This window comes from Candidatus Bipolaricaulota bacterium (assembly GCA_021159055.1).
GTDB lineage: Bacteria > Bipolaricaulota > Bipolaricaulia > UBA7950 > UBA9294 > S016-54.
The window spans coordinates 17,613-42,547 of record JAGGSO010000008.1 but is presented as its reverse complement, the minus strand read 5'-3'; the positions used below and the strand labels follow the sequence as shown (position 1 = coordinate 42,547).

Below are 24,935 nucleotides of genomic sequence, written 5' to 3'. Positions count from 1 at the left end.
ACCAAACCCTGAAAGGGACGCCATTTTTCGTAGTGGCGGGGCTTGTCCCCGCCATTATCGGAACCGCTATTGGAACGTCGCAGACAAGCTGCGACGTTACGGAATAATCCGACCTTTTGTAGGGAGCGGGTTTCAAACCCGCCCCTACGTCCCCGGTACCCGCCGTTTTTTCGTCGCAGACAAGCTGCGCCGCCACATTATCTGGGCGTTCCTCGATTGCCGGCTGCCACAGATTCCACCCCACCCGAACAAACCCTGATCCGATCGCCTTCCCCAAATTCCCGCTTTCCTCCCCGTATGGACGAGGCTCCCGGAGCGAACTTGCATCCTCATATTATCCCTGCTAAAATTGCGCCATGGAGAAAAATAGCAGGGATAAAATTTACATACCAAGAATTTTAGAAGGCAAACTTAGAAAGTTCCTTTCTGCTCCCGAGGTGATAGTGATTGTCGGTGCCCGTCAGGTTGGTAAAACAACCTTGATGAACCGCCTGTACGAAGGTCTTCCAGGACCCAAAGCCTTTTTGGATTTTGAGGACCCGGAACTGGTTGCCTTGTTCGAGGAGGACATCAAGGCGTTTGCGCAACTCTACGTGAAGGGGAAACGGTACCTGTTCATCGATGAATTCCAGCACGCCGAGCACGGTGGCAAGCTCTTGAAATACCTTCATGACCATTCCGATACGAAGTTCATCATCTCGGGTTCATCCAGTTTGGATTTAACCGTGAGCGCCGCGTATCTGGTGGGAAGGATCTTTGTTTTCGAGCTCTTTCCTCTCTCGTTTGCGGAGTTTTTGGCGTATAAATCACCAGGGCTACTCTCCATCCTGAACGAGCGAATCCCGCGCGGCATCCCAATCTCCGCCTCACTCCACCGGCAAGTGCTTTCTTACTTTGAAGAGTTTTCTATCTGGGGCGGATACCCCAGAGTAGTAGTCGCGCGGGATGCAGAGGAGAAAGCGGAGGTTCTGAAGAACATTTTTGTCACATATCTCCTCAAGGACGTCCGCGGTTTCTTTCGGCTGGCATCGGAGTCCGGCCTTCAGAAGTTGGTTAAAGCGTTAGCACTTCAGATTGGTGGTTTGATTCGGTACTCCGAACTCTCCCAGGTGTCCGGCCTTAGGTATGCTACTTTAAAAGAATATCTGTCAATACTAGAGGAGACGTACATACTTAAACTCGCACGCCCCTTCTTCACTAACAAACGGTTGGAGATCACGAAAAATCCAAAGGTATACTTCGTTGATACAGGATTGCGAAACTATCTCAGTCAGGACTTTAGAGGATGGAGCCGTAGAACCGACATCGGGCATCTCATTGAGAACGTCATAGCTACAGAACTGATGAAAAAGGAGATTCCCCTGAACTTCTGGCGCACCAAATCCAAGGGGGAGGTGGACTTCATCGTCCCAACTCGCGATCACGTGATCCCGCTTGAGGTGAAGTCAGGAGTGGCAAAGGCCGTTGGAAAGTCATTTATAAGCTTCATCGAGAAGTACCACCCCCTAAAAGGATACGTTCTTCATGCAGGCCTACCCCAAGAAATGACCGTCAAAGGCATAAGCGTGCAGTTTGTCCCGTTGTACGGAATAACAGCTCTTGATCTTAACGCTCCTGATTACGATGCTCGATCTCATCGCTGGTGAACTTCCGCTACTTTGTTGACTGCTAGCTGGTAACGACCAACTGCGGCAATAACGAAAAAAACGGGCGGCCGTGCGGCCGCCCGATATTTTTTGTTCCGTGATACGCGGTCTACGGCTCACCCGGCCACGGGCCGATGACGCCGTCGACTGCCCATTCGAGGGAGATCAGGGAGTCGACCGACATCCACATCCCCTTCGGCACTTCGAGGTTGCCCTTTCGATCCTTGATCGGGCCCTGGAACGGGTCGAAGGTGACTCCCGGATCACCCATCTGGTTCAGCCGGGTTTGGATCAGGTCGTAGACGCTGATCTTGCCGAACGTCGGATGATCGATCACGACCGCCTTCAGCTTGTCGACGTAGGCGGGGTTGATCGCCATTCCGGGTTTGGCCCCCATCTCGACCGCACCCTGCCCGAGGAGCCACCAGTAGTCGACGTTCTGGAGGTTCTTGGCAGTGTACACCCCATCGTAGATCTTCTGCAGGAAATCGGCATAGATCTTCTCCCAATGGACGAGCTCACCCGAGACCACGTAATCGGGGGCGAACTTGTACATCGGGGAGTAGTGGGCGAAGCTCGTAAATCCGCTCTCCGCTGCCTTCTGGACCACTGTCGGAGTGTCCTCGGTGAACGCGAACACGTCGCACCCATCGGCGATCAGGGCCTCAGTCGCCTCCGCTGCTGCCGCTGGGTTCAGCCATTCGTTGATCCAGCGCACGTCCACCTTCGCCTCGGGGTTGACCTCGCGCACTCCGATGGTGAATGCGTTGATGTGTCGCTTGACCTCCGGAATAGGAACGGCGCCTACATATCCGACCTTCCCCGTCTTGGTGAGAGCTCCGGCGGCAAGCCCGTTCAGGTAGTAGACCTGGTAGAAATCCGCCATGTAGGTCGCCATGTTGGGGGCGCGCTTGAACCCGGAGCAGTGGGCAAAGATCACGTCGGGGTACTTCTTCGCCGCGGCGAGCGTCGGGTCCATGAAGTCGAAGCTGGTGGTGAAGATGACGTTGCAGTGCTCGTCGTTCACCAGCTTGTCGATCGTGGAGACGACATCTCCCGTGCCGACGCTCTCCACGTAGACCGTGCTCAGCCACGGGAATTCCTTAACCAAGATCTGCCGTGCCACGTCGTGGGCATGGCTCCATCCGTAGTCGCCGACTGGTCCGATGTAGATGAAACCCGCCTTGATCGGGGTTCCGGGTACATACGGGTCAGCTGCCGCGATTGCGACGAGCCCTCCGATGAGCACCATCGCCATCACTGCTGCAAGAACGATCTTTCTGTGCATTATATCCCTCCTTTTTTCTCTTTTTGATTCGCTCTCCTCCTCAGCTTGTGTTTCCGTCTTCCTCTCACCTCCCTTCGCTACTCCTCACCACGTGTGTACGGGATCGCGAGGGCAGCGGGTGCTCCCATCCGCTTCTGCAATGTCCCCCGTGACACGAAGATGAGGATGATGATGGCGAACGCGTACGGCATCGCCTTCAGCAGCTCGGGCGACACCCAGGCCTGCATTCGGTAGGAGAGGTGATATAGAGCAGCGAAGAAGTAGGAGCCGAGGAGCCCGTAGATCGGGTTCCAGAACGCGAAGATGGTGAGAGCGATCACGATCCACCCCATCCCACCGGTCATCCCCTCGGTCCAGGACGGGCGGTATCCCACCGACAGGTAGGCACCAGCGAGCCCGGCGAAGATCCCACCGAATATCACGCATAGATACCGCACCCGGGCGACGTTCACCCCGAGCGAGTCGGCGGTAGCCGGATCCTCCCCCACCGCCCTGATCGTCACTCCGATCCGGGTGTGAAACAAGATGTACCATAGGATCGGAACCAGCAGCATGGTGATGTAGACGAGCAGGTTCTGGCGGGTGAACAGTCCGGGCCCGATGATCGGGATCGCGGACAGACCGGGAACGGTGATCCGGCGAAGAGGCGTGAACAACGGGTGACCGACCCAGCTCCGTCCGAGCACCCCGGATAGCCCGAGCCCGAGCATGGTGAGGGCGAGCCCGGATACGACTTGATTCGCCTTCAACGTGATGCTGGCGAACGCATGGATCAGGGAGAATGCCCCCCCGACCACGGCGCCGACCAGGACCCCAAGCCACGGATGCCCGGTCTTGTACGCGACCACGAACGCGGAATACGCGCCCATGATCATCATTCCTTCGATCCCCAGATTGAGCACCCCCGCTCGTTCGGCGTAGATCTCCCCCAATGTTCCCAGAAGGAGCGGGGTCCCATACGCCAGCGCCCGTGCCAACGTCGAGATAAGCCAGCTCTCCCAGCCCATTACCGCCTCCGCAGTGAAATCTTGTAGTGCATGAATATCTCGCTTCCGATCAGGAAGAACATGATCACCCCGTTGAACACGTTGATCAACTGGAACGGAAGCCCTAAGTTCACCTTAATCACATCCCCACCGGCCATCAACACTCCGAAGAAGAACGAGGTGACGATCACCGCGAGTGGATTCTTGCGGGCGAGCCAGGCGACGATGATCGCGGTGTAACCGTATCCCATGGAAACTTGCGCCGGATTGAGCAGGCGGAGCTGGACGCCCGCGACCTCCCCCACCCCGGCGATCCCGGCCAACCCCCCGGAGATGAGCATCGCGATGACCACCGTCTTCAGCTCGCTCATCCCGGCGTAGCGAGCCGCGTGCGGATTCTCTCCGACTACTCGAATCTCAAACCCACTCTTCATCCGATTGAGCATGATGTACGCCACCACGGCCGCGACGAGCCCGATGAGGAGGGTGGGCCAATGGACATGGGTGTTCCCGATCGTGGGAAGCTGTGCCGCCGGGGGGAAGATGTCGGTCAGCGGATACCCGCGCACGCTCGGTCCCTTCCACGGGCCGTGGATCAGGTAGAGGACGATGTAGATTGCGATGTAGTTCATCATCAGTGTCGTGATGACGTCGTTGATCCCCAGCTTTACTTTGAGCACGGCGGGGATCAATCCCCAGAGGGCGCCGGCGAGGAATCCAGCAGCGAACATCACCGGGATGACGAGCGGACCGTGCAACCCGGAGAACAGGGCGACCCAGGTGGCGGCGATCGCCCCGAACAGGAGTTGCCCGTCCGCTCCGATGTTCCAGAACAGGGCGCGGAGGGTGACGGTCAACCCCACCCCACAGAGGAGGAGCGGGATCATCCTTCGCAACGTCTCGGAGAATCCACTCCAGTTTCCAAGTGCCCCCCGCAGGATCGCGCCGTACGCCCGGATCGGGGAGACGCCGTAGGCGGCGAAGAAGATCGCCATCACGATCAACGCGGCGACGATCGCCAGGATCGAGACCGTGAAGATCGTCCTGCCGGACGGAATCGGCCTTCGCTCGATGCTAAGCCACTTTGGCGCTTGTACCACTCTGTACCCCTTCTCTCTTTTCCCCGGCCATCATCAGCCCGATCTCCTCGATCTTCGCCTCCGCGGCATCGATGATCCCCATCACCTCTCCGGAGAACATCACCATGATCCGGTCGGACAGGGTCATCACTTCCTCTAGGTCCTCCGAGATGAGGAGTACTCCGGCACCGGTATCCCGCTGCTCGAGGAGGATCTCGCGCACCTGCTCCGTGGCTCCGACGTCGAGGCCGTAGGTCGGGTGGGCAGCGATGATCAGGCGTGGTTTGCCCGAGAGCTCGCGCGCCAACACCACCCGCTGGATGTTCCCCCCGGAGAGGAGCTTTACCGCCGTCTCCTCATTCGGAGCGATGATCTTGTACTCCTGCATCAGGCGCCGCGCGTTCTCCTTCGCCTTCTGGTAATCGACGAACAGCCCGCGGGCAAACGGCGGATGACGGTACGACTTCAGGATCAAATTCTCCTTGATGCTCATGTTGGGCACCGTTCCCATCCGCTTTCGCTCGGTGGGGATATGGGCGACCTGCATGTCGGCGATCTCGCGCGCCGAGCGATTGGTCATCGGCTTTCCGTTCAGAACGATCCGCCCGCGGGTCACCCGGCGTAACCCGGTCAGCACCTCGGCCAGCTCCCGCTGCCCGTTTCCCGATACCCCGGCGACCCCGAGGATCTCACCAGCGTACAGTTCGAACGAGACACCACGCAGGGCGGGTAATCCCCGATCATTGAGGGCGTGTATATCCCTCACCTCGAGGAGCAGCTCCCCGCGGTGGAGGGGTTTCTTCTCCAACCGGAAGACAACCTCGCGTCCGACCATCAACCGCGCGAGCTCAGCTTTGTTCGTATCCGCTGTATCCACTGCGGCCACCGCTTTTCCTTTGCGGAGCACGGTGACGCGGTCGCTGATCTCCATCACCTCGTCGAGCTTGTGGGTGATGAAGATGACGGTCAGCCCGGCGTCGACGAGGTGGCGCAGGGTGGAGAAGAGCTGGTCGACCTCCTGTGGGGTAAGGACGCTCGTCGGCTCGTCCATGATCAGGACGTCAGCGTCGCGATACAGTGCCTTGATGATCTCCACCCGCTGCTGTTGCCCGACTGAAAGCTGCCAGACGCGGGCGCGGGTGTCGACCGGGAGGCCGTAGTCCTCCGAGATCTTCTTGATCTTCGCCCGGACCTTGCGCAGGTTGAGGAACGGTCCGGTCCCCTCGTTGAGGCCAAGGAGGACGTTCTCCTCCACCGTGAGGGTGGGAACCAACCGGAAGTGCTGGTGCACCATCCCGATCCGATGGGCAAGGGCATCCCGCGGGGAGTGGAACATGATCGGGGTTCCGTTCAGCAGAATCTCTCCGGCGTCCGGGCGGTAAAGACCGTACAAGATGCGCATCAGGGTCGTCTTCCCCGCCCCGTTCTCCCCGAGCAGGCAGTGGATCTCCCCACGGCGGACCTTGAGATCGACCCCATCGTTTGCCACCACCCCGGGAAACCGCTTTACGATTCCGCGCAGCTCGATCGCGTATTCAGCGGTAGGCGTGGCACCCCTGTTCGAGTTCGTTCCGTGGCCAGAGCTACCGGAGGTCATATCTCAATCCTATCAACATCTTCCAATCCTGTCAAGTTGTCTTACTGAAATCGCCTTTTTCGTAGCAGTTCCGGCATCTTGCTTCATACACCTCCTGCCCACCGATCTTGATCACCGCATCGTCCGGAGGGGCGGGCCTTCCATCGATCAAGCGCTGGGAACGGGTCGCCGGCGCCCCGCACTTAACGCACACCGCGTGCAGCTTGTCCACCTGATCAGCGAGGGCCATCAATGTCGGCATCGGGCCGAACGGCTCCCCGGCAAACGTGAGATCGAGTCCGGCGACGATCACCCGCTTCCCCATCTCGACCAGTTCCTCGCACAGCCCCGGAAACCGGTCCGAGAAGAAGTTCCCCTCGTCGAACGCGATCACCGTGCTTTCCGCAAGCGCTTCCTCGCCCGCTATTTCGAGCAGCGTTTCCAGCGTCTCCTCGCCCGGGGGGAGAAGGTGGGCGGGAAACTCACGGCCGTAGTGGGTCACCACCGCCGTATCGCTGTAGCGATTGTCGATCGTTGGCTTGAACAACAAGATCTTCCCGCGGGCGATCCGCACCCGCTCAAGGCGGCGGATCAGCTCCTCCGTCTTCCCGGAGAACATGCACCCGGTGATCACTTCCAACCGTCCTACCATTGTCCCTCCCTACGTGATATTTGCCCCCTCAGGGGTAAGCGGAGTATACTAGGTCAAGGAGGGGAGATTGAAGGCACGTGGGATGATGCAGGGATACTCTTACGTGATCCAACGGCGCGTCTATCTATTTACGACGTATTTCCTGTTGCTGCTCGGGGCAACGGTGATGATCCTCCCCTTCCTGTGGATGATCTCCACCGCGGTTAAGCCGGCGAACGAAGTTTTGATAATGCCTCCCAAATGGATCCCCTCTCACTTTGAATGGAGCAACTTCGTCAAGGCGTGGAACGCGGCACCGTTCGGTCGTTACTTCCTCAACAGCTTTTTCATCGCGATCGCAACCACCGTGAGCGAGGTGGTCACCACGATCTTCGCTGCCTACGCGTTCGCCAAGATGGATTTCTTCGGCAAAAAACCGTTATTCCTCGCATTTTTAGGGACAATGATGATCCCAGGGGAGATGCTCCTCGTCCCCAACTTCATCCTGATGACGCGCCTGCATTGGATCGATACCTACTACGCGCTCATCATCCCGTGGATCACCTCGGTGTTTGGGATATTCCTCCTGCGCCAGTTCTTTATGACCATTCCGGATGACTTGTGGGACGCGGCACGGATCGACGGGTGCGGGAGACTGCGGTTTCTGTGGAGGATTATGGTCCCTCTTTCCCGTCCTGGGATTACCAGTGTAGCCCTGTTCAAGTTCATCGGAAGTTGGAATGCATTCCTGTGGGTGTTGATCATGACGAACAATCCGAACATGCGCACTGTCCCAGTGGGATTGTCCTTCTTCCGCTCGGACGTGGGCACAGATTACGAACTTCTGATGAGCGCCTCGTTCATGGCGATGCTTCCGATACTGATCCTGTTCTTCGTAGCCCAGAAGCAGTTCATCCAGGGGATAGCCAGGAGCGGCTTGAAATAATTCGATAAACAGGGAGGTGATACTAAAAAAATACAGAATGCAAAAGGCGACCAAGAAGTGAGGCAAAGATCTTACGGAGGTGATTTTCATGCTTAGGAAGAGTCTAATGTTCGTAGCGATCCTCTCACTGCTGGTGTTCGGAGCGGTGGTGACCGGAGCAGCGGATCAAGTTGAAATAACGTTCTGGCATGCGATGTCGAGCGGGCATCAGCCGACCCTGCAGGCGCTTGCCGATGAGTTCATGCAGGCACATCCTGATATCAAAGTTACGCTAGTCTATCAGGGACACTATGGAGATCTAAGCCAGAAGCTGTTGTCCGCGGTGGCTGCTGGCACCCCGCCGGTGATGGCGCAGATGTACGAGGATTGGACGATGAAGTTCATCGAGGCGGACGCTCTCGTCCCGCTTGGACCATCGATTTCACAGGACGTAATCGACGATATTCCACAATCGTTTATTGATTCGAATACCTATGTAGTGAACGGAGAGAAAGTCCTAATGACCCTCCCGTTCAACAAGTCGGCGATGGTCCTGTTCTACAACACCGACCTTGTCAAGAACCCGCCCAAGACCTGGGATGAGCTCCTGCAGACGGCGAAGGATCTCACCGTGGACAGTGACGGCGATGGCACTCCCGATCAGTACGGGTTTGGGATCCGACCGTACACCGAGTTCTTCATCAACTTCTTCCACCAGGCCGGTGGGAAGATCCTGAACGACGACATGACCAAGTGCCTGATCAACTCCCCGGAGGGGATTCAGGCGATGGAGTACCTCCTCAACCTGAAACAGTATAGCCTGTATCAGACGAGTTACCTCTCCGGTCCGTTCGGGAATGGTAAGGTGGCGATGTACATCGGTTCATCTGCTGGGACTCCGTACGTGGCCAAGGCAAGTGAAGGGAAACACGGTTGGATGACCGCGGCCCTTCCGGCTGGCCCGAAGAACGGGGACGGCATAATTCAGGGGACGAACATCGGCGTGTTCCAGCTGGGCACAACTCAAGCACAGCGGGATGCCGCCATTGAGTTCGCGAAATTCCTGATCTCCAAGGAGGCGACGCTTCAGTGGGCTGAGGAGACCGGCTACCTGCCGATTCGCAAGTCCGTGGTCGCTTCCGATGAGTGGAAGGAGTTCATCACTCAGCATCCGGAGGCGGAGGCAAGCGGTCAGATGGCCCTCGCCGGGTTCGTCTACCCGCATCATCCGAACATGTACAACATCCGGCAATCGATCGCGACCGCCTTCGAGCAGGTAATGCTCGGCAAGGCGACCCCCAAGGAAGCCCTGGACGCTGCGGCGCAGGAAATCGATACCGAGTACTTAGGAGAATAGGCGTAACACGCGGGGGAGGGATATCCCCCTCCCCCGCACGCTTATATCACATGAAGAAAAGACCTTTATCCGTAAGGAATCTGGAACGGTATCGCAGTCCTAAGTTCTGGCGCGATACAGCGCAGGCATACCTTTATTTGTTGCCCGCATTGGTTATATTGGGAACTTTTACTTTCTATCCTTTTATTAAAGCCTTCTGGATCAGCTTCTACCATTGGAAATTCCGCAACTCGGTCTTCGTTGGCTGGGAGAATTACATAAAAATATTCCATGATGATCTCTTTTGGCTTTCGTTGTGGCACACGGTCTATTATGCACTTGGAAACGTCATCCCCACGATGACGCTGGCGATGTTCATCGCTGTGCTCCTCAACTCCAAGATCAAGGGGCGCTCTTTCTTCCGCACCGCGTTCTTCCTCCCGTACGTGACGAATACGGTGGCAGCGTCGATGGTGTTTTTGTGGATATACGACCGCGATTACGGACTCCTCAACTATTTTCTCCACACCTTATTTCACATCCAGCTGATCGATTGGCTCAATACACCCCAGTTCGCCATGCCGGCGGTGATCCTCATGGGAATATGGCGTTTCCTTGGGTTTGATGTTGTGATATTCCTCGCCGGGCTGCAAAATATCGATAAAATGTATTACGAGGCGGCAGAGGTCGATGGAGCAACGGGATGGAAAAAGTTCCGTTATATCACGCTCCCGCTCCTCTCCCCGACCACGTTCTTCGTGTTCATCATCTCAATCATTGGGGCGTTTAAGGTATTCCAAGAAATATACATCCTGTGGTCCGGCCCGGGAGGAGGACCGCTGCACTCCGCGATGACGGTGATGATCTACTTCTACAACACGGCATGGGGACAGTGGCACCTCGGAAGAGGGGCGGCGGTGGCCAACATCCTGTTCGTCATCATCTTCATCATCACTTTAATCCAAATGCGGCTGAGCAAGCGCTGGGTGTTCTACCAATAAGGAGGGACGCAGGGTGCATACCTGGAAGGATTGGATAGCCCTGAGTGCGATTATTATCCTGCTTCTCATTGGGATCGGATTGCATCAGCCTGCGCCTCCTGCGTTCGTACGCAGTCCGTATCTAGGGTTCGGGGCTGACCCAACGACTACGATGATGGTGAGCTGGAAACTGGATCGTCCGTTTCCGGCGGTTGTCCGCTTCGGCCCGCAAAAGGAGTACGAGAAAACAGGAAAGTTCACTGCAACAGTCTCCGTCACCGCTGATTCCGCCACGGACAACTATGTCTATCATGTCCCGTTAACCGGGCTTGCACCGGACACAGAGTATGCCTACCAGGTGGAGATAAAGGCCGGGCTCAGTTCGAGGAAGAGCGAGGTGGGGGAATTTTGGACGGCCTCTTCAGATCTGGATCGGTTCGTTTTCGACGTCTATGGAGACACCCGCACCTATTCCGATCGACACAGGATGGTGATCCAAGCGATGGCACACGACCATCCCCGCTTCGTGGTGCATACCGGCGATCTGGTGGAATCAGGTGGCGTAGAGGCGCTATGGGATGATCGGTTCTTCCGTGCGATATCCTCGTTGGCCGATGACGCCCCCTTCCTTACCGTCCTCGGCAATCACGAGCAAAATTCGCCGCAGTATTACGAGGGTTTCTCCCTTCCGCCCGGGGGAGGAAGAGGGAATAAGGAATGGTGGAGCATCGACTATGGGACTGTGCATCTCGTCGGACTCGATACGAACGTGCTTACTCTTCCTCATGGGTTTAAGCTAAACCGCGATCAGATCGCTTGGCTGAAGGCGGACCTCAGCGCGGCTCGGAAACGGGGGGAGCGGTTCATTTTCGTCTTCTTCCACCATCCTCTCTTCACATCTGACCGGGAATACTCGCCGGGGAACACCGGACTGCGGCAGCTCTGGCACCCGATATTCAAGGAATATGGGGTGACAGCGGTCTTCTGCGGGCACTGTCATAACTACGAGCGATTGGTTGAAGACGGGGTAAACTACATCGTCACCGGGGGCGGCGGGGCACCGCTGAACGGGTTTGTGGATACCCCCATCTCAGGCTCAGTGAAGCGCGCTGAGCTTCTTCACTACGTTCGCGTCACGATCACCGGGGATCAGGCGGAGATCGCGATGGTCCCAGTGGGAAAGGTGGAGAATGAGGCCGTTACCCCGCTTCCGCCCGAGCCATTCGACTCCATCACCATCTCTGCGCCCCAGACCGCTTCCGCTCCGGTGGGAAGTTGACGGCCGAACCACCGTTGTGAGAGAATGGAGTGGCTTCACAGGGAGGAAGGACGATGAACAGATTCGCAGCGGTCGCGGTAGCTCTCGTGGCGGTCGTTTTGACTGGCGGATGGAGTGCGCTCGGGCAGCAAGAAAGCCCGCTTCTGTGGGGACCTGTCCTCGGGGCGATCGGAGACGACTTCGTGGCGATGTCGTGGAATACGTCACGCCCGGTCGGGGCTGACGTGCGCTACTCCACCGCTGCTCACTACGAAGCGACGGGCGGCTGGGAGGATACCCTGTCGTTCGCGCCCCATTCCGGGATCGCCGAGATACGCCTCGGCGACCTCGCACCCGCCACCGCCTACCGCTACCAGCTCGTGATCTACGAGGGAGATGCGGTATACGAGAGTCCGATCGGGAGGTTCACCACCGCCGGGCCTGACCTCTCCCACTTCTCGTTCCTGGTCTACGGCGGGACCTCCACCCTTCCCGATCGACACAAGTTCGTCGCATCGGTGATGAATCGGAATGAACCGGACGCCGCGTTCGTGGTGAACGTGGGGGAGATCGTGGAAGAACCGAGTACAGTCCGGTTCCAAAATCTGTTCTGGGCCGCGGACGGGCTCGTACGTGATCATCCCTACCTCGTCGTCCCGGACGACCGCGTCGGTGAAGATCCGCTTTATTACGACGTTTTTCCCCTTCCGGCCGGAGGCGGGGAGAAGAACGAGGAGTGGTGGTCGTTCGACTACGGAGACGTGCACCTCATCGGACTTGACGCCACCGCCACCGGGGACACCCTGCAGGCGGAGACGAAATGGCTCAGGGCCGACCTTGCGGGTTCGAACGCCAAATTCATTGTCGTCTTCACGTATCGGCCGATCTACAGTTCGAGCCTGACCGGAGGGGCGGATACCGCATTGCGGGACGCATGGGTCCCGCTGTTCCACGAGTATGGGGTACGGCTCGTCATGAGCGGCCAGGTGCACGCCTATGAGCACCTCTACGTGGATGGGATCCACTACCTCGTAACCGGGGGAGGAGGGGCACCGCTGGATGCTGTCCCGGAAACGACCGCAAGCGGTACGGTCTTTCGCCGCTACGGGATGCTGCACTACATTCGGGTGACGGCCGCCGGCGGGATCATGCGGGTGGAGGTCATCCCGGTGGGAAGCGTATACGACGGAAAGGTCCATCTTTCCCCGGAGGGACGCCCGATCGACTCGTTCACACTCGGAGAAAGATAAACCGCCGGTGTCGACCGGCCTAGTTACACTGGTCGGGACGCCCGGATTTGAACCGGGGACCTCTTGCGCCCCATGCAAGCACGCTACCAGGCTGCGCCACGTCCCGTACGCCCTTTATAGTAACACGCACCCGCGTGGTTGACAACACCTACCGGTAGAGTTCGGGCCGGATCCGGGGAATCAGAGCCATCAGTACCGCTGTGTAGGTGATCTCGAACCGGTCGATCACCCCGGCGGAGAGGTAGCCGACGGCACCGCTCTTCGCTTTGATCTCGGGGATCCCTGAGATGCGGCTCATCTCTCGATTCAGGGTGGAACCGGCCTGGAGGGCGGAGATGAGCGAAGGGGGGAGAACGAACCCGGGTCCGGTCCCCACCGTCATCCTTCCGTCCCGATCGATGATCGCGCACACCTGCAGGTTCAGGTAATCATCCAGCCGCGGCAGCCTGACGAGCCCTGCTTCGATCCCCACCCCGAAGTCCGCGTCACCGCGCGCGCCCTTCGCGCGGGCGATCGCTCCGTCAGTCACCTCCTCTCCGAACGGCTGCGGCGGCACCCCGGAGTGAACCCGGATCGAGGAGACTTCGATCCGGGAATCCGGAAATGCTGCACGGAACGCAGCGGCGACTGCATCGGTCTTGAGTGGGTTCTCCGTGCCGACGTGGATCCTCATCCCTCCCCCCGCTCGAGGTAGACCGCGGTGAGGAACGCGTTCAGCAGCGAAAAGCCGGCGGCGGAGATGACGATCGCGATGGCGATTCCCACGCCGGTGGGGAAAGACGCCCCGGCCAGGTACACCAGATATCCGATCAGGATCTCCATCCCGTAGATGACGGATAAGACGAGCAGGATCCACCCGATCACCGGCCAAGACGCGGTGCGGACCATGCTCTCCTGCAGTGCCTCCCGCACGGTCTTCCCATCGAACAAGACGGCCTGCTTGTACAGGCTCAATCGGATCCCGATGTACACCCCGGGGAGGATGAGGAGGAACAATCCGGCGGCGGCGGCGAGGCTCACCCCGATCTCCCCCAGGACGAGGCGGGGATAGAACGTCGCGCTCGCCTCGATCCCGTCCCGAAGCGATCCGGTCCCGTGCCCAAGGACGGCGCGGGCGCGGACGAGGAACAGAGAGTGGGCGATCGGAGAGGCAAGGATAAGGACTCCCATCGTGATCACCCAGTTCGGGTTTTGGATGTCGTACAGGTTGGCCTGCTGGTTGACGAAGAACAAGACTGCAGAGAAGGCGAATGAAGTCCCGATCAGATACGGATCGAGCAGTGATGCGCGGATGATGCGCTTAAACCAGGCCGAGTTCATCGTCTTCGCGGGAGAGGATCTGCTCGAACCGAATCGCCCGTTCGACGGTCTCATCGAGGATGAACTCCAGCTGCGGGGTGTAACGGAGGGAGAGGCGGCGGGCGAGCTCAGTGCGGAAGAAACCGCGATCGCGGCGGAACGCAGCCATTACCTCAAGCTTCTCCTCCCGCGTCCCTTGAGCAAGGGCAACGTACACCTTGGCGTAGCGGGCGTCGACCGAGAGTTTTACCGCCATCACGGTCGGAATGGCGTCGCGAAGGATGGGATCGCGCGCTTCGAATTCGACGATCTGGGAGACCTCGCGCTTGATCTCAGCGCACAACCGCGCATGTGCCCGTCCGTCGTTCATAGGATCTCCAATCTCGCTTCTTCCACTAGGTATCCCCGTCCGTCCTCGAGTTTCGCCTGCAGCCGGCGCAGGGCAGCGTCGGTGTAGCGGGGATCGTTCGACAGATGGGCGATCCGGATCGTCGCCCGGTCGTGGGCGTCGAGGTCTCCTACCTCAGCCGCGGCGAACGCCGGCCCCCGGCGAGATACCGCGGCGATCAACCCATGCAGAATCGACCTCTTCTCCTTGAGCGATCCGGCATCCGGGAGCCGGAGGACCAGGGTAAGGACCCCAACCTTCATTGTTGTTCAGGACTGTACCTCTTCCACCGTGAAGACGACGAGCCGGTCGCCGATGCGCACGTCTTCGAAGTCCTTGATCCGGATCCCGCACTCGCGACCCGCTTGCACCTCGCGTACGTCGTCGTTGAACCGCCGCAACGATGCGATCTCCCCGGTATGGACCTCAGCACCGTTTCGCATCACCCGCACCTTCCCGTTGCGAACGATCTTCCCGTCGGTTACATAGCAACCGGCGACGATCCCGGCCGGAACCTTGAACACATCGCGCACCTCGGCCTCGCCGAGCCGAACCTCCTTGTATTCCGGACCGAGTATCCGTTTGATCGCCCGTTCAATCTCATCGAGCAGGTCGTAGATGATGTCGTAGGTGAGGATGCTTACCCCCTCCTGCTCCGCCAACCGGACGGCCTTCGGATCGGGCTTCACCCCGAACCCGATGATCAGACAGTTCCCGGTCACGCTCGCCGCAAGGAGGACATCGCTCTCCGAGATCGTCCCTACCCCGGTGTGGATGAACTCCACCTTCACCTCGTCCCCGGACATCCCCTCGATTTCACGCCGGACTGCTTCCAACGCTCCGGTGGACGCGGCCTTGACGATGAGCTGCAGTTTATCCTCCTCCGCTGCCTCGCGGAACAGGTCTTCCACCGACATTGTCGCCCGCGATCGGCGCGGCCGGGCCGCCGCCGTCTGCCGGGCCGCGGCGAGCCGCTTCGCCGCGTTCAGGTTCTTCTCCACCTCGACCTTTGTACCAACCGGAGGGACCTCCTCTAGCCCGAGGATCTCCACTGCTTTCCCCGGCCCCGCCTCCCGCACGCGCTTTCCGGTCTCGTCGATCAACGCCTTCACCCGACCGTAGGTGGTCCCGGCGACGATGCAGTCTCGCTCGCGCAGCGTTCCATTGCGGATCACCGCCGTTGCCACCGGTCCCCGCCCCTTGGAGAGGTGGCTCTCGATGATGATCGCCTCGAGCGGACCATTCGGTTCGGCACGGATGTCCTCCATCTCAGCGACGAGGAGGATCATCTCCAGCAGATCGTCGATGCCCTCCCCCTTGAGGGCAGAGATGGGAACAGTGATCGTGTCTCCGCCCCAATCCTCCGGGGTAAGTCCCTGCTTGGCCAGGTCGTTCATCACCTTGGTCACGTCCGCGTTCGGCTTGTCGATCTTGTTGATCGCCACGATCATCGGGATCCCAGCGGCGCGGATGTGGTCGATTGCCTCTACCGTCTGGGCCATCACCCCGTCATCAGCGGCGACGACGAGGACGGCGATATCGGTCGCCTGCGCCCCCCGGGCCCGCATCCCGGTGAACGCCTTGTGCCCCGGGGTGTCGATGAACGTGATCTTCTGCCCGTTGATCTCCGCCTGATACGCCCCAATCTTCTGCGTGATTCCACCGGCTTCCTTCGCCGCCACGCGGGAGTGCCGGATCGCGTCGAGGAGGGTCGTCTTTCCGTGGTCGATGTGCCCGAGGACGGAAACGATCGGAGGGCGTGGAACTCCTCTTTTCTGTGGTTTTTCTGCTGTTGGTGCCGCTTCTTCTTCCTTTGCCTTTGCTTCCTGTTGCGGCTTTTCTTCCTTCTTGGGCGGAGCGGTTTCTTCCTTGTACAGGTTGACGATCAACGCGTATTCTTCTTCGTCGACCGTGTTTGCCGCCTTGAGCCCGGGCATTCCCATCTCCTCCAGCTTCTGGATGAGCTCCTTGCTGGTGATCCCGAGTTCATGAGCTATAGTGTAAATCCTCTTTCTCGTCACAGGCATCCCTTCAAGTTTAGGTGGTAAACGACGTAAGACTATACTCGATTGAGACAGCAACATCAAACCGGAAGGGGTTCAGCGCAGGATGAGGTAGAGGATCGCCCCGAGGACGATGAAACCGGTGAAGATAGCGGCCATCCAGCGCAGCCCGAGGCGACGCAACCGCGTTTTGTCCTCCGGAGTGAGGGGGACGTTCCGGGGACGGCGAAGCTCCATGCGCTGCGCCTTCTTGTACGTCTTCACGAACAGGGAGATCTTCCCCTGGCGTTTGTACACCACTGCCAGGTTGTGCATCGCGTTTACATGATGAGGATCGACCTCGAGGGCTCGCTTGTACGCATACTCTGCCCGCGATAGATCACCGGCGTCGATGTAGATGTTCCCGAGGCGGAAGTAGATCGTCTCCTTCTGGATTCCGTAGCGGAGCGCCTCCACCAGGAGGGAGATCCCCTCCTTGAATTCCTTCCTCTTGCGGTGCTCCTCCGCTCGGGTTAGAGCATCCTCCACAAACGACTTCTGCTCTTCAAGCGTCTTCGGTCCTTGCGTGTTCATCGATCCAGTTCTTCACCTGCTTTATATCGAGCCACGTCAGGTACTTGGGACTCCCCTTTGCCCGCGACGGATTGCGCAACAGGTAGCTCGGATGGAACATGGGGAAGATCTGAATCCCACCGCGCCACGGGAGGAACGTCCCTCGTACCTTGGTTATCCCGCCCGCGGTTGGCACAAACCATTGTGTAGGAGTATTCCCCAGCGTTACGATCAACCCCGGTTTGATCAGCGCGATCTGCGCCTCGAGGTACGGCCAGCATGCCTCCATCTCTTTCTTTGTGGGGACGCGGTTCCCCGGCGGGCGACATTTAACCACGTTTGTGATGTAAACCTCATCCCGACTGATTCCAACCGAGGCGAGCACCTCCGTCAGCTTCTGGCCGGCGGGCCCGACGAACGGACGGCCGGTTTGATCCTCGACCTCTCCCGGTCCCTCACCGACTAACATCACCGCCGCATGCGGGTTCCCTTCTCCGAACACGACGTTGGTCCGCGACGCGCTCAACGGGCATTTGGTACACCCCTTGACGCGGGCCTCAAGGCTGCTTAGGGTGATTGCGTGCGAGATCCTCAGAAGTTGGTCCATCCCCCTCCTTCCTCTTCTTCCGGGGGTCCTGACCTGCTTGAGCGGGCAACGGGATTCGAACCCGCGACCCTCAGCTTGGGAAGCTGATGCTCTACCCCTGAGCTATGCCCGCAACATCCATCATTATAGCAGTGAGCCCGGAGATCGGCAACTCACTCCCGCAGTGCCTCCAGGGCGGGGAGTCTCTTCCCCCGCAGGATGGCGAGGCAGGCTCCACCACCGGTGGATATGTAAGAGATCCCGTCCGCCACCCCGAGCTTCTTCACCGCCTCTCCGGTCTCTCCTCCTCCGACTACGGTGAACGCATCCGCCGCGGCGAGCGCCTCCCCGATCGCCCGCGTCCCAGCGGCGAACGGGGGAAACTCGAACGCCCCCATCGGACCGGCCCACACGATCGTTTTCGCCTTCCCGATTTCCGTGCGGAAGAGTTCGATCGTCTCCGGACCGATGTCGAGTCCCATCCACCCCTCCGGAATCTTGTCCGCTCGCGCCGTCGCCGTCTCAGCGGTGGGGCTCAATTCTCGCCCGATCACGACGTCACGCGGGAGGAGGATCTTCACTCCGGAGTCATACGCGGCACGGATCAACTCCTTGATGTCATCGAGCAGATCGTCATCCACGATCGAATTCCCAACCTCGGCTCCGGCAGCACGGAGGAAGGTGAACGCCACTCCTCCCCCGATCAGGATCTCATCGACCTTGTCCAGCAGATCGCGCAGTGCACCCAGCTTGCTGCGCGCCTTCTTCCCCCCGATGATCGCCAGATACGGCCGCGCTGGGTTATCCGTCAATTTTGATAACGCCTCGATCTCCCGCTGCACGAGGAGTCCAGCGTAGGCCGGGAGCCGATCGGCGACGCCGACAGTGGAGGCGTGTGCCCGGTGCAGGGTGGCAAACGCGTCGTTCACGTAGAGTTCGCCGAGCGCGGCGAGGCTCCGGGCGAACCCCGGCTCGTTCGTCGTCTCTTCCGGATGGAAACGGAGGTTCTCCAGGAGGAATATATCCCCGATGCCGCCCCCGGAAATCGCAGCTTCGACCTCCTCCCCGATGCAATCATCGAGCTTCCGTACCGGCCGGTCGATCAGCTCCGCGAGCCTGTCCGCCACTGGATCGAGCCGGAGCTCAGGGACGACCTTCCCCTCAGGCCGGCCGAGGTGGCTCATCAAAACAATCTTCGTCCCCTTCTCGAGGAGGAAACGGAGCGTAGGGAGGGACGCCGCAATCCGCGCGTCGTCTGCCACCTTCCCCTCACTCAACGGCACGTTGTAATCGACTCGAACGAGCACCGTCTTTCCCGCGACGTCCGCATCCTGCACCTTCCGCAGTCCGCTCAGCAGCCCACCCATCTTTGTCCTCCTTCCTTCTCTTTCGTTCCGATTGCGCCCGATTGCATGCCCATCTTTATGCAATTATAATCATACTCGATGAACAGTCAAAACCTAATCCTTCTGGGAATCGGTATCTTTGTCAGCCTGATCGTTGGGGTCGTTGCCATCGATCAGTACATGATGAACGAGCATGACCCAATGCACCCGGACGGTCTGATCTGGCGGGTGCAGACAGCGTTTACCCGGGTAAAGGATCTGGAAGCGGTGGTCTCGGTGACAGAGGAGGGAGTGCCTACTCCGACCCGGATGCTCGTTCGGTTCGTGTCCGGAACCGAAGAGGCCCTCTCCGTTCGCTATCTCAGTCCGGATACAGTACGGGATGAGTTATTCACCGTCAGCCGCGATCTTATCTCTCACTACATTCCGAGGGAGGAGCTGATCGTGGTGAAACGCTGGGCTGGGTTCCCCCTCTCCGCACTCGGACTCGCTACCCTCACCTTGCAGGGACTCGACTCCGATTGGAAGGCGGGGAAGATCCGACTCAAGGTGGTGCGCGGCGGGGTCGGTTTCGACGCCGGACTGTTCCGCTCCCCGCTCGAACTGGCGGAGACGATCTCGGGTAGGGTGGAGCGCGCCCCGTACTCCGTTTTCACTGGAGGTGGCGCCGCTGGACTCGTCAACAAGAGTTTCGCCTTGGTGGATGAACGAGGGCTCAGCTCGATTCAAGGCGGATTTATCCTCGAGGCAAGCGACGCAAGGACAGGGGAACTCGTACGAATGGTATGGATCGATCCCGAGACCTTCCTTGTGCGCAAGGTAGTGACGTTCGCCGACGGGCAACGGAAGACGAGCATCGAAGTGGAGCGACTCAACCTGAACCAGGGCCTCACCCCGGAGGAGATCCTCGCCCTACCGCGCGGAGTCGAGGTGATACACGGCTAACCGATGAACTTCTTGAACTGCGAGAGGTTCATCTGATAGTCGACGAAATCCTGAAATGCATCCTCCTCGGCGAACGGAGATTCGATCGCGGACGCCTCGAATACATCATCGGCGATGTAGATAGGGCTTCCCACCCTCAAGGCGAGGGCAAGGGAATCGGATGGGCGGGCATCCACTTCCACCAGTTCGCCGTCGGCGCGGCGCAGCGAGATGGTGGCGTAGTACGTCCCCTCCTCCAGGTTGCTGATCACTATCTTCTCCACCCGTCCCTGCAGGGCCTCAACCAACTCCTTCATCAGGTCGTGAGAAAGGGGACGGGGGAAGCTCCCCTGTTGCAGGCCGAGGGCGATCGACATCGCCTCCGACTCTCCGATCCAGATCGGCATCGCCTTGCTGGAATGGAGGTCCTTGAGCAGGACCACCGGAGCGTTGTTAAACGGATCGATTAAAAGCGCCTTGATTTCCGCCTCTCGCATCGTTATTCTCCTTTGGTCTTAAGCTGACCGTTGGCGCTTCATTATAGCAGCCCGGACGGCGTAAGACAATAGGGCTATGTGCGGAATAATCGGATATGTAGGAAGGAAAAACGCCGTAGAGCTGCTGTTTTCCGGGCTCAAGCGCCTGGAGTACCGCGGCTATGACTCGGCCGGGGTCGCCCTCATTGTCGGGGGGCGGATGACTGTGTTCCGGCGTGCCGGAAAGGTGGATGAACTCAGCGGGGAGGTTCTACCGCAGGGGATATCCGCCCGGGTTGGGATCGGTCATACCCGTTGGGCGACGCACGGCCCTCCAACTGAGGAGAACGCGCACCCGCACCTCGATTGCCGTGGGAAGATCGCGGTCGTGCACAACGGGATCATCGAGAACTTCCGCCCGTTGCGCGACCGGCTGATCGCCGCCGGTCATTCGTTTCGCTCCCAGACCGATACCGAGGTCCTCGCCCACCTGATCGAGGAGCACGATGAGGGCGACATCCTCGCCGCGGTGCAGGCCGCGGTTCGCGAGCTCGAAGGGGCGTTCGCGCTTGCCGTCCTGTCCGAGGACGACCCGGACCGGATCATCGTCGCCCGGATGGGAAGCCCGCTCATCATCGGGAAGGGCGATGAGGGAAACTTCGTCTCCTCCGACATCCCGGCGATCCTGGGAGAGGCAAATGAGGTGGCCTTCCTCGAGGACGGGGAGATAGCTGAGGTGCGGAGGGACGGATTGCGCGTCTTCTCTCCAGATGGGACGGAGGTCGCGCCGCGGCTGCGAGCGGTGACGAGCGATCCGTTTTCGATTCAGAAGGGCGGATACAAGCACTTCATGCTGAAGGAGATCCACGAGCAACCGCGCGCGGTGGGAGAGACGGTGCGGGAGAAGCTCGCCGCGGGACGGATCGCGTTCCCCGAGCTTCCCGCGCTTCCGACCGACTTCGAGCGTGTCTACCTGGTCGCCTGCGGGACCGCCTACCACGCCGGGCTCGTCGCCGAGTACCAGTGGGAGGAGTTGCTCGGGGTGCCGGTTCATTCCCTGATCGCCTCCGAGTTCCGCTACCGTGCCGTGCCGGTCGGCCCCCGCACCCTCGTTGTCGCCGTCTCCCAGTCCGGCGAGACGGTCGATACCCTGATGGCGGTACGCAGGGCGAAGGAAGGCGGGGCGAGGGTGATCGGGGTGTTGAACACCGTTGGATCGGCGATTGAACGGGAGGCCGACGGAGTTGCCTACACCCGTGCCGGGATCGAGATCGGAGTCGCTGCCACCAAGACGTTCACCGCCCAGCTCGCGCTCCTCTCCCTCCTCGGGCTCCGCCTCGCCGCGGCCCGCGGACGCCTCGACCCGGAGAAGGAACAACCCCTGATTGACTCGTTAACCGCGCTCCCGAGTCGGATTGCCGCTGCCCTCTCCCTCGAGCCGGCAGTGGCCGAGTTGGCGGAACGGTTTTACACCGCACGCGACTTCCTGTTCCTCGGGCGCGGCCCGCTGTACCCGATCGCCCTTGAGGGAGCGCTCAAGCTCAAGGAGATCTCCTACATCCACGCCGAGGGCTACCCGGCCGGGGAGATGAAGCACGGACCGATCGCGCTGATCGACGAACGGATGCCGGTAGTGGTCTTGGTGACGGGGAGCTTCGCCTATGAAAAGGTCCTCTCCAACATCGAGGAGGTTAAGGCGCGTAACGGGATCGTGATCGCCCTGACCGACCGCCCCGATGACCCAGTTTTAACCGGAATCGCCGATCATGTCCTTCCGATCCCGGCATCCGGCAGGTTGGAACTCCCGGCGGTCTATACCGTTCCGCTCCAGCTCCTCGCCTACCACATCGCCGTCCGCCGCGGCACCGACGTCGATCAACCGCGCAACCTGGCGAAGACGGTCACGGTCGAGTGAGCTTCAGCAGCCGCTTCACCTCTTGCGCGCGGTTTTTATCCATCACCAGAACGGCATCGTCAGTCTCGATGATGACGAGATCGGACACCCCGAGCGTGGCGATCACCCGCCCGTCGGTTCGGGTGCTACGGGACAGGATCACGCTGTCCTGCGTATCGATCCCGACGTGCTGCGCCTGAATTACGTTCCCCGCCTCATCGCGGGGGAATAGCTCCGCCCACGCTGCCCAGTCACCGACGTCGCTCCAGCCGATCTCTCCCGTGGGAATGACGAGCGCGCGGGTGCTCTTCTCCATCACGCCGTTGTCGATGGAGATCGACTCCTGCGCCGCGTAGACGTCCGCCAGGACGGTGCGATGGTCGGGACGGCCGATGTAGTCCATTATCTTCCTCAGCCCGGCGTGGAGGTCCGGGAGGTGCTCCCTGATCTCCTCCAGGATGGTGTCCACGCGCCATATAAACATGCCGCTGTTCCAGAAGTAGCCGCCCTGGTTGAGGAACTCGACCGCGGTCTCGTAGTCCGGCTTCTCCGTGAACCGCTCCACCCGGAGCACCCTTATCCCCTCGGTTTCGATGACCACCTCCCCGCCCTGGATGTAGCCGTAGCCGGTGGCCGGATGCCGCGGGGTGATCCCCAGGGTGATGAGATGCTCCCCGTCGCTTGCGATGCCCAATCCGGTCTTGATCAGCTTGCGGAACCGGTCCTCAGCGCGGATCACGTGATCGGCGGGCAGGACGACCATCGTGCCGTGCGGGTCGCGGTGGGAGATCAGCGTCGCGGCGAGCCCGATGCACGGGGCGGTGCTCCGTCCGATCGGCTCGGTGATGATGTTCTCCGGTGGTAGGGAGGGAAGCTGCTCGTGGACCAATGAACCGTGCCGCTCACTCGTGACTACATAGATGTTCTCCCACGGGATCAGGGGGAGGATGCGGTTCACCGTTGCCTGCAGCATCGTCTCCTCCCCGAACAGCCGCAGGAACTGCTTGGGCTGCTCCGGGGTGCTCAACGGCCACAACCGCTCACCCCGTCCACCTGCCATGATCACTGCGAATTCCATGTCGTTGCCTCCCTAAGCGGTGAATTCGGCCAGCACCGCTTCGATCTCGTTCAGCTTCTCGGCGAGTAGCTCCGGTGAATTCGCCTCTGCGTTCAGCCGCAGGAGCGGCTCGGTGTTCGACGGCCGCAGGTTGAACCACCAATCGGGATAATCGACGGACAGTCCGTCGAGGCGGCTGATCTCGCCGTCGGAGAACCGCGCGGCGACGGCGTCCATCGCCGCCTGCTGATCTCGCACCCGGAAGTTGATCTCGCCGGAGTGCGCGTACTTGCGCAGGGGAGCGACCAGCGCCTTGAGCTCTTTACCGGTGTCGGCGAGGAGCTTCAGCACCGTCAACATGGCGAGGATTCCGCTCTCGCAGTAGAAGAAATCGGAGAAGTAGAAGTGGAACGAGAGCTCGCCGGCGAACAGCGCCTTCTCCTTGCGCATCAACGCCTTGATGAACGAGTGCCCGACGCGCGTCTTTATCGGTCGTCCACCGTGCGCTTCGATTATCTCCGGGACGACCCGGCTGGAGCGCAGGTCGTAGATGATCGTTCCCGGTCCGCGCTCGTCCAGGAGGTGGGAGGCGATGAGCGCGGTCAAAAGATCGCCGCGCACCAGATTCCCGTCTTCGTCGATGAACGCGACCCGATCGCCATCCCCGTCGAACGCCGCCCCCACCGACCCCGGGTTCGCCTGCACCTCCCGACGCAGGTCTTCCAGGTTCTCCTCCTTGAGCGGGTTGGCCTCGTGATTGGGAAAATCACCGTCCGGGGTGAAGAACAGGCCGTTGTACGGGATGTCCTGTGTCGCCAACACCCGGGGGAGGATCGCTCCCACCATCCCGTTCCCGGTGTCGATGATCGTCTTGCGGTCGCGGGAGATGGAGAAGCGCTGGCGGAAGAACTCCACGTATCGATCTTCCACGCTCTCCTGGCGGACGGATCCCTTCTTCCCCGTCGGTGCCGCGCCTTCCAGCGCCCGGTTTTCGATCTCGGCGAGGCCCGTCGTCGCACTGATCGGGATCCCCTGCTCGCGCACGAGCTTGAACCCGTTGTAGCGGGCCGGGTTGTGCGAGGCGGTGATCATCACCCCGCCGGCCCCGTTCAGCACGTTCACCCCGAAATAGAGCATCGGAGTGGTGACCCGGCCGATGTCGACCACGTTCTTCCCCCCATCGGTCAGGCCGCGGGCGAGCGCGGAGAAGAGCGCATCGGAGCTTTTCCGCATATCGCGGCCCACCACAACCGGATCTCCGGAGATCAATCCGCTTGTCGCGAACGCGAGACCGATCCGATACGCTGCCTCTTCGTCCAATTGGTCCGGGTACGTCCCCCGGATGTCGTACGCCTTGAATATCGAGCGATCCACGATTCACCTCCATCGCGAGCGATGGTAACGAGGGATGAGACCGTCCGCAACCGCAGTTTAATCGGACTGCCGCTCGGGGTA

25 protein-coding genes and 2 tRNA genes are annotated in these 24,935 nt (G+C 60.1%); 8 read left to right on the top strand and 19 right to left on the bottom strand.

Annotated features, from left to right (window positions below):
* Positions 1-277: hypothetical protein (locus J7J55_00565; protein ID MCD6141208.1), on the bottom strand; the 277-nt coding region annotated here is incomplete at its 3' end.
* 79 nt (positions 278-356) lie between these two features.
* Here J7J55_00565 and J7J55_00560 point away from each other — a divergent pair.
* Complete coding sequence (locus tag J7J55_00560; protein MCD6141207.1) at positions 357-1,646, top strand: ATP-binding protein; 1,290 nt, start codon at positions 357-359, stop codon at positions 1,644-1,646.
* A gap of 109 nt (positions 1,647-1,755) precedes the next feature.
* Here J7J55_00560 and J7J55_00555 read toward each other — a convergent pair whose 3' ends face one another.
* From J7J55_00555 to J7J55_00535, 5 genes are all read right to left on the bottom strand, one after another.
* Positions 1,756-2,904, bottom strand: coding sequence for a BMP family ABC transporter substrate-binding protein (locus J7J55_00555; GenBank protein MCD6141206.1), 1,149 nt, complete (start codon positions 2,902-2,904; stop codon positions 1,756-1,758).
* Positions 2,905-3,011: 107 nt separating this feature from the next.
* The gene (locus J7J55_00550; GenBank protein MCD6141205.1) at positions 3,012-3,941 is read right to left on the bottom strand and encodes an ABC transporter permease; all 930 of its coding nucleotides are present in this window, start codon (positions 3,939-3,941) and stop codon (positions 3,012-3,014) included.
* Positions 3,941-4,915 (bottom strand): ABC transporter permease, encoded by a 975-nt coding sequence (locus J7J55_00545; GenBank protein ID MCD6141204.1) that lies wholly within the window; start codon positions 4,913-4,915, stop codon positions 3,941-3,943. Before J7J55_00545 ends, J7J55_00550 begins: the two co-directional genes overlap by 1 nt.
* 79 nt (positions 4,916-4,994) lie before the next feature.
* Positions 4,995-6,596, bottom strand: a complete 1,602-nt coding sequence (locus tag J7J55_00540; GenBank protein MCD6141203.1) for an ABC transporter ATP-binding protein — start codon at positions 6,594-6,596, stop codon at positions 4,995-4,997.
* Positions 6,597-6,627: 31 nt separating this feature from the next.
* A complete protein-coding gene (locus tag J7J55_00535; GenBank protein ID MCD6141202.1) occupies positions 6,628-7,227 on the bottom strand; it encodes a thymidine kinase in 600 nt (199 codons plus the stop codon).
* Positions 7,228-7,312: 85 nt separating this feature from the next.
* On the opposite strand from J7J55_00535, the gene J7J55_00530 reads away from it, so the two are divergent.
* The 5 genes from J7J55_00530 (at position 7,313) to J7J55_00510 (ending at position 12,955) form a co-directional block, all read left to right on the top strand.
* A complete protein-coding gene (locus tag J7J55_00530) occupies positions 7,313-8,152 on the top strand; it encodes a carbohydrate ABC transporter permease (GenBank protein MCD6141201.1) in 840 nt (279 codons plus the stop codon).
* Between the two features lie 106 nt (positions 8,153-8,258).
* Positions 8,259-9,488, top strand: coding sequence for an ABC transporter substrate-binding protein (locus J7J55_00525; protein ID MCD6141200.1), 1,230 nt, complete (start codon positions 8,259-8,261; stop codon positions 9,486-9,488).
* 50 nt (positions 9,489-9,538) lie between these two features.
* Positions 9,539-10,468 (top strand): sugar ABC transporter permease, encoded by a 930-nt coding sequence (locus J7J55_00520; protein MCD6141199.1) that lies wholly within the window; start codon positions 9,539-9,541, stop codon positions 10,466-10,468.
* A 13-nt stretch (positions 10,469-10,481) separates the two neighbouring features.
* Complete coding sequence (locus tag J7J55_00515; protein ID MCD6141198.1) at positions 10,482-11,726, top strand: metallophosphoesterase family protein; 1,245 nt, start codon at positions 10,482-10,484, stop codon at positions 11,724-11,726.
* Positions 11,727-11,779: 53 nt separating this feature from the next.
* Positions 11,780-12,955: a hypothetical protein gene (locus J7J55_00510; protein MCD6141197.1), complete on the top strand. Its 1,176-nt coding sequence runs from the start codon at positions 11,780-11,782 to the stop codon at positions 12,953-12,955.
* A 29-nt stretch (positions 12,956-12,984) separates the two neighbouring features.
* Here J7J55_00510 and J7J55_00505 read toward each other — a convergent pair.
* The 10 genes from J7J55_00505 to J7J55_00460 all read right to left on the bottom strand — a co-directional run bounded on the left by J7J55_00505 (position 12,985) and on the right by J7J55_00460 (position 19,150).
* A tRNA-Pro gene (locus tag J7J55_00505) sits at positions 12,985-13,061 on the bottom strand.
* Between the two features lie 42 nt (positions 13,062-13,103).
* Positions 13,104-13,628 (bottom strand): inosine/xanthosine triphosphatase, encoded by a 525-nt coding sequence (gene yjjX, locus J7J55_00500; GenBank protein MCD6141196.1) that lies wholly within the window; start codon positions 13,626-13,628, stop codon positions 13,104-13,106.
* Entirely contained in the window at positions 13,625-14,275 is a 651-nt protein-coding gene (locus J7J55_00495) for a hypothetical protein (GenBank protein ID MCD6141195.1), read from the bottom strand. The genes yjjX and J7J55_00495 overlap by 4 nt, the downstream gene beginning before the upstream one ends.
* Positions 14,256-14,624 carry a 30S ribosome-binding factor RbfA gene (gene rbfA / locus J7J55_00490; protein MCD6141194.1) on the bottom strand — a complete coding sequence of 123 codons (369 nt, stop codon included), beginning with the start codon at positions 14,622-14,624 and terminating at the stop codon, positions 14,256-14,258. The genes J7J55_00495 and rbfA overlap by 20 nt, the downstream gene beginning before the upstream one ends.
* Positions 14,621-14,905: a DUF503 domain-containing protein gene (locus J7J55_00485; protein ID MCD6141193.1), complete on the bottom strand. Its 285-nt coding sequence runs from the start codon at positions 14,903-14,905 to the stop codon at positions 14,621-14,623. Before J7J55_00485 ends, rbfA begins: the two co-directional genes overlap by 4 nt.
* Before the next feature lie 6 nt (positions 14,906-14,911).
* The gene (locus J7J55_00480; GenBank protein MCD6141192.1) at positions 14,912-16,669 is read right to left on the bottom strand and encodes a translation initiation factor IF-2; all 1,758 of its coding nucleotides are present in this window, start codon (positions 16,667-16,669) and stop codon (positions 14,912-14,914) included.
* 72 nt (positions 16,670-16,741) lie between these two features.
* A complete protein-coding gene (locus J7J55_00475) occupies positions 16,742-17,218 on the bottom strand; it encodes a tetratricopeptide repeat protein (protein ID MCD6141191.1) in 477 nt (158 codons plus the stop codon).
* Positions 17,190-17,804 carry a uracil-DNA glycosylase gene (locus J7J55_00470; GenBank protein ID MCD6141190.1) on the bottom strand — a complete coding sequence of 205 codons (615 nt, stop codon included), beginning with the start codon at positions 17,802-17,804 and terminating at the stop codon, positions 17,190-17,192. The genes J7J55_00475 and J7J55_00470 overlap by 29 nt, the downstream gene beginning before the upstream one ends.
* A 40-nt stretch (positions 17,805-17,844) precedes the next feature.
* A tRNA-Gly gene (locus J7J55_00465) sits at positions 17,845-17,916 on the bottom strand.
* Between the two features lie 40 nt (positions 17,917-17,956).
* Entirely contained in the window at positions 17,957-19,150 is a 1,194-nt protein-coding gene (locus tag J7J55_00460; GenBank protein ID MCD6141189.1) for a phosphoglycerate kinase, read from the bottom strand.
* A 78-nt stretch (positions 19,151-19,228) separates the two neighbouring features.
* Between J7J55_00460 and J7J55_00455 the strand changes: the two genes are divergently transcribed.
* Complete coding sequence (locus tag J7J55_00455; protein MCD6141188.1) at positions 19,229-20,074, top strand: hypothetical protein; 846 nt, start codon at positions 19,229-19,231, stop codon at positions 20,072-20,074.
* On the opposite strand, the gene J7J55_00450 is transcribed toward J7J55_00455, so the two are convergent.
* Positions 20,071-20,550 carry a bifunctional nuclease family protein gene (locus J7J55_00450; GenBank protein MCD6141187.1) on the bottom strand — a complete coding sequence of 160 codons (480 nt, stop codon included), beginning with the start codon at positions 20,548-20,550 and terminating at the stop codon, positions 20,071-20,073. The genes J7J55_00455 and J7J55_00450 overlap by 4 nt on opposite strands.
* 76 nt (positions 20,551-20,626) lie before the next feature.
* Here J7J55_00450 and glmS point away from each other — a divergent pair, with 76 nt between their 5' ends.
* On the top strand, positions 20,627-22,444 hold the full coding sequence (glmS, locus tag J7J55_00445) for a glutamine--fructose-6-phosphate transaminase (isomerizing) (GenBank protein ID MCD6141186.1): 1,818 nt from the start codon (positions 20,627-20,629) through the stop codon (positions 22,442-22,444).
* On the opposite strand, the gene J7J55_00440 is transcribed toward glmS, so the two are convergent.
* Positions 22,431-23,501 (bottom strand): mannose-1-phosphate guanylyltransferase, encoded by a 1,071-nt coding sequence (locus J7J55_00440; protein ID MCD6141185.1) that lies wholly within the window; start codon positions 23,499-23,501, stop codon positions 22,431-22,433. The two genes, glmS and J7J55_00440, sit on opposite strands and share 14 nt — an antisense overlap.
* A gap of 12 nt (positions 23,502-23,513) precedes the next feature.
* Positions 23,514-24,857 (bottom strand): phosphomannomutase/phosphoglucomutase, encoded by a 1,344-nt coding sequence (locus tag J7J55_00435; GenBank protein MCD6141184.1) that lies wholly within the window; start codon positions 24,855-24,857, stop codon positions 23,514-23,516.
* Positions 24,858-24,935 lie beyond the last annotated feature (78 nt).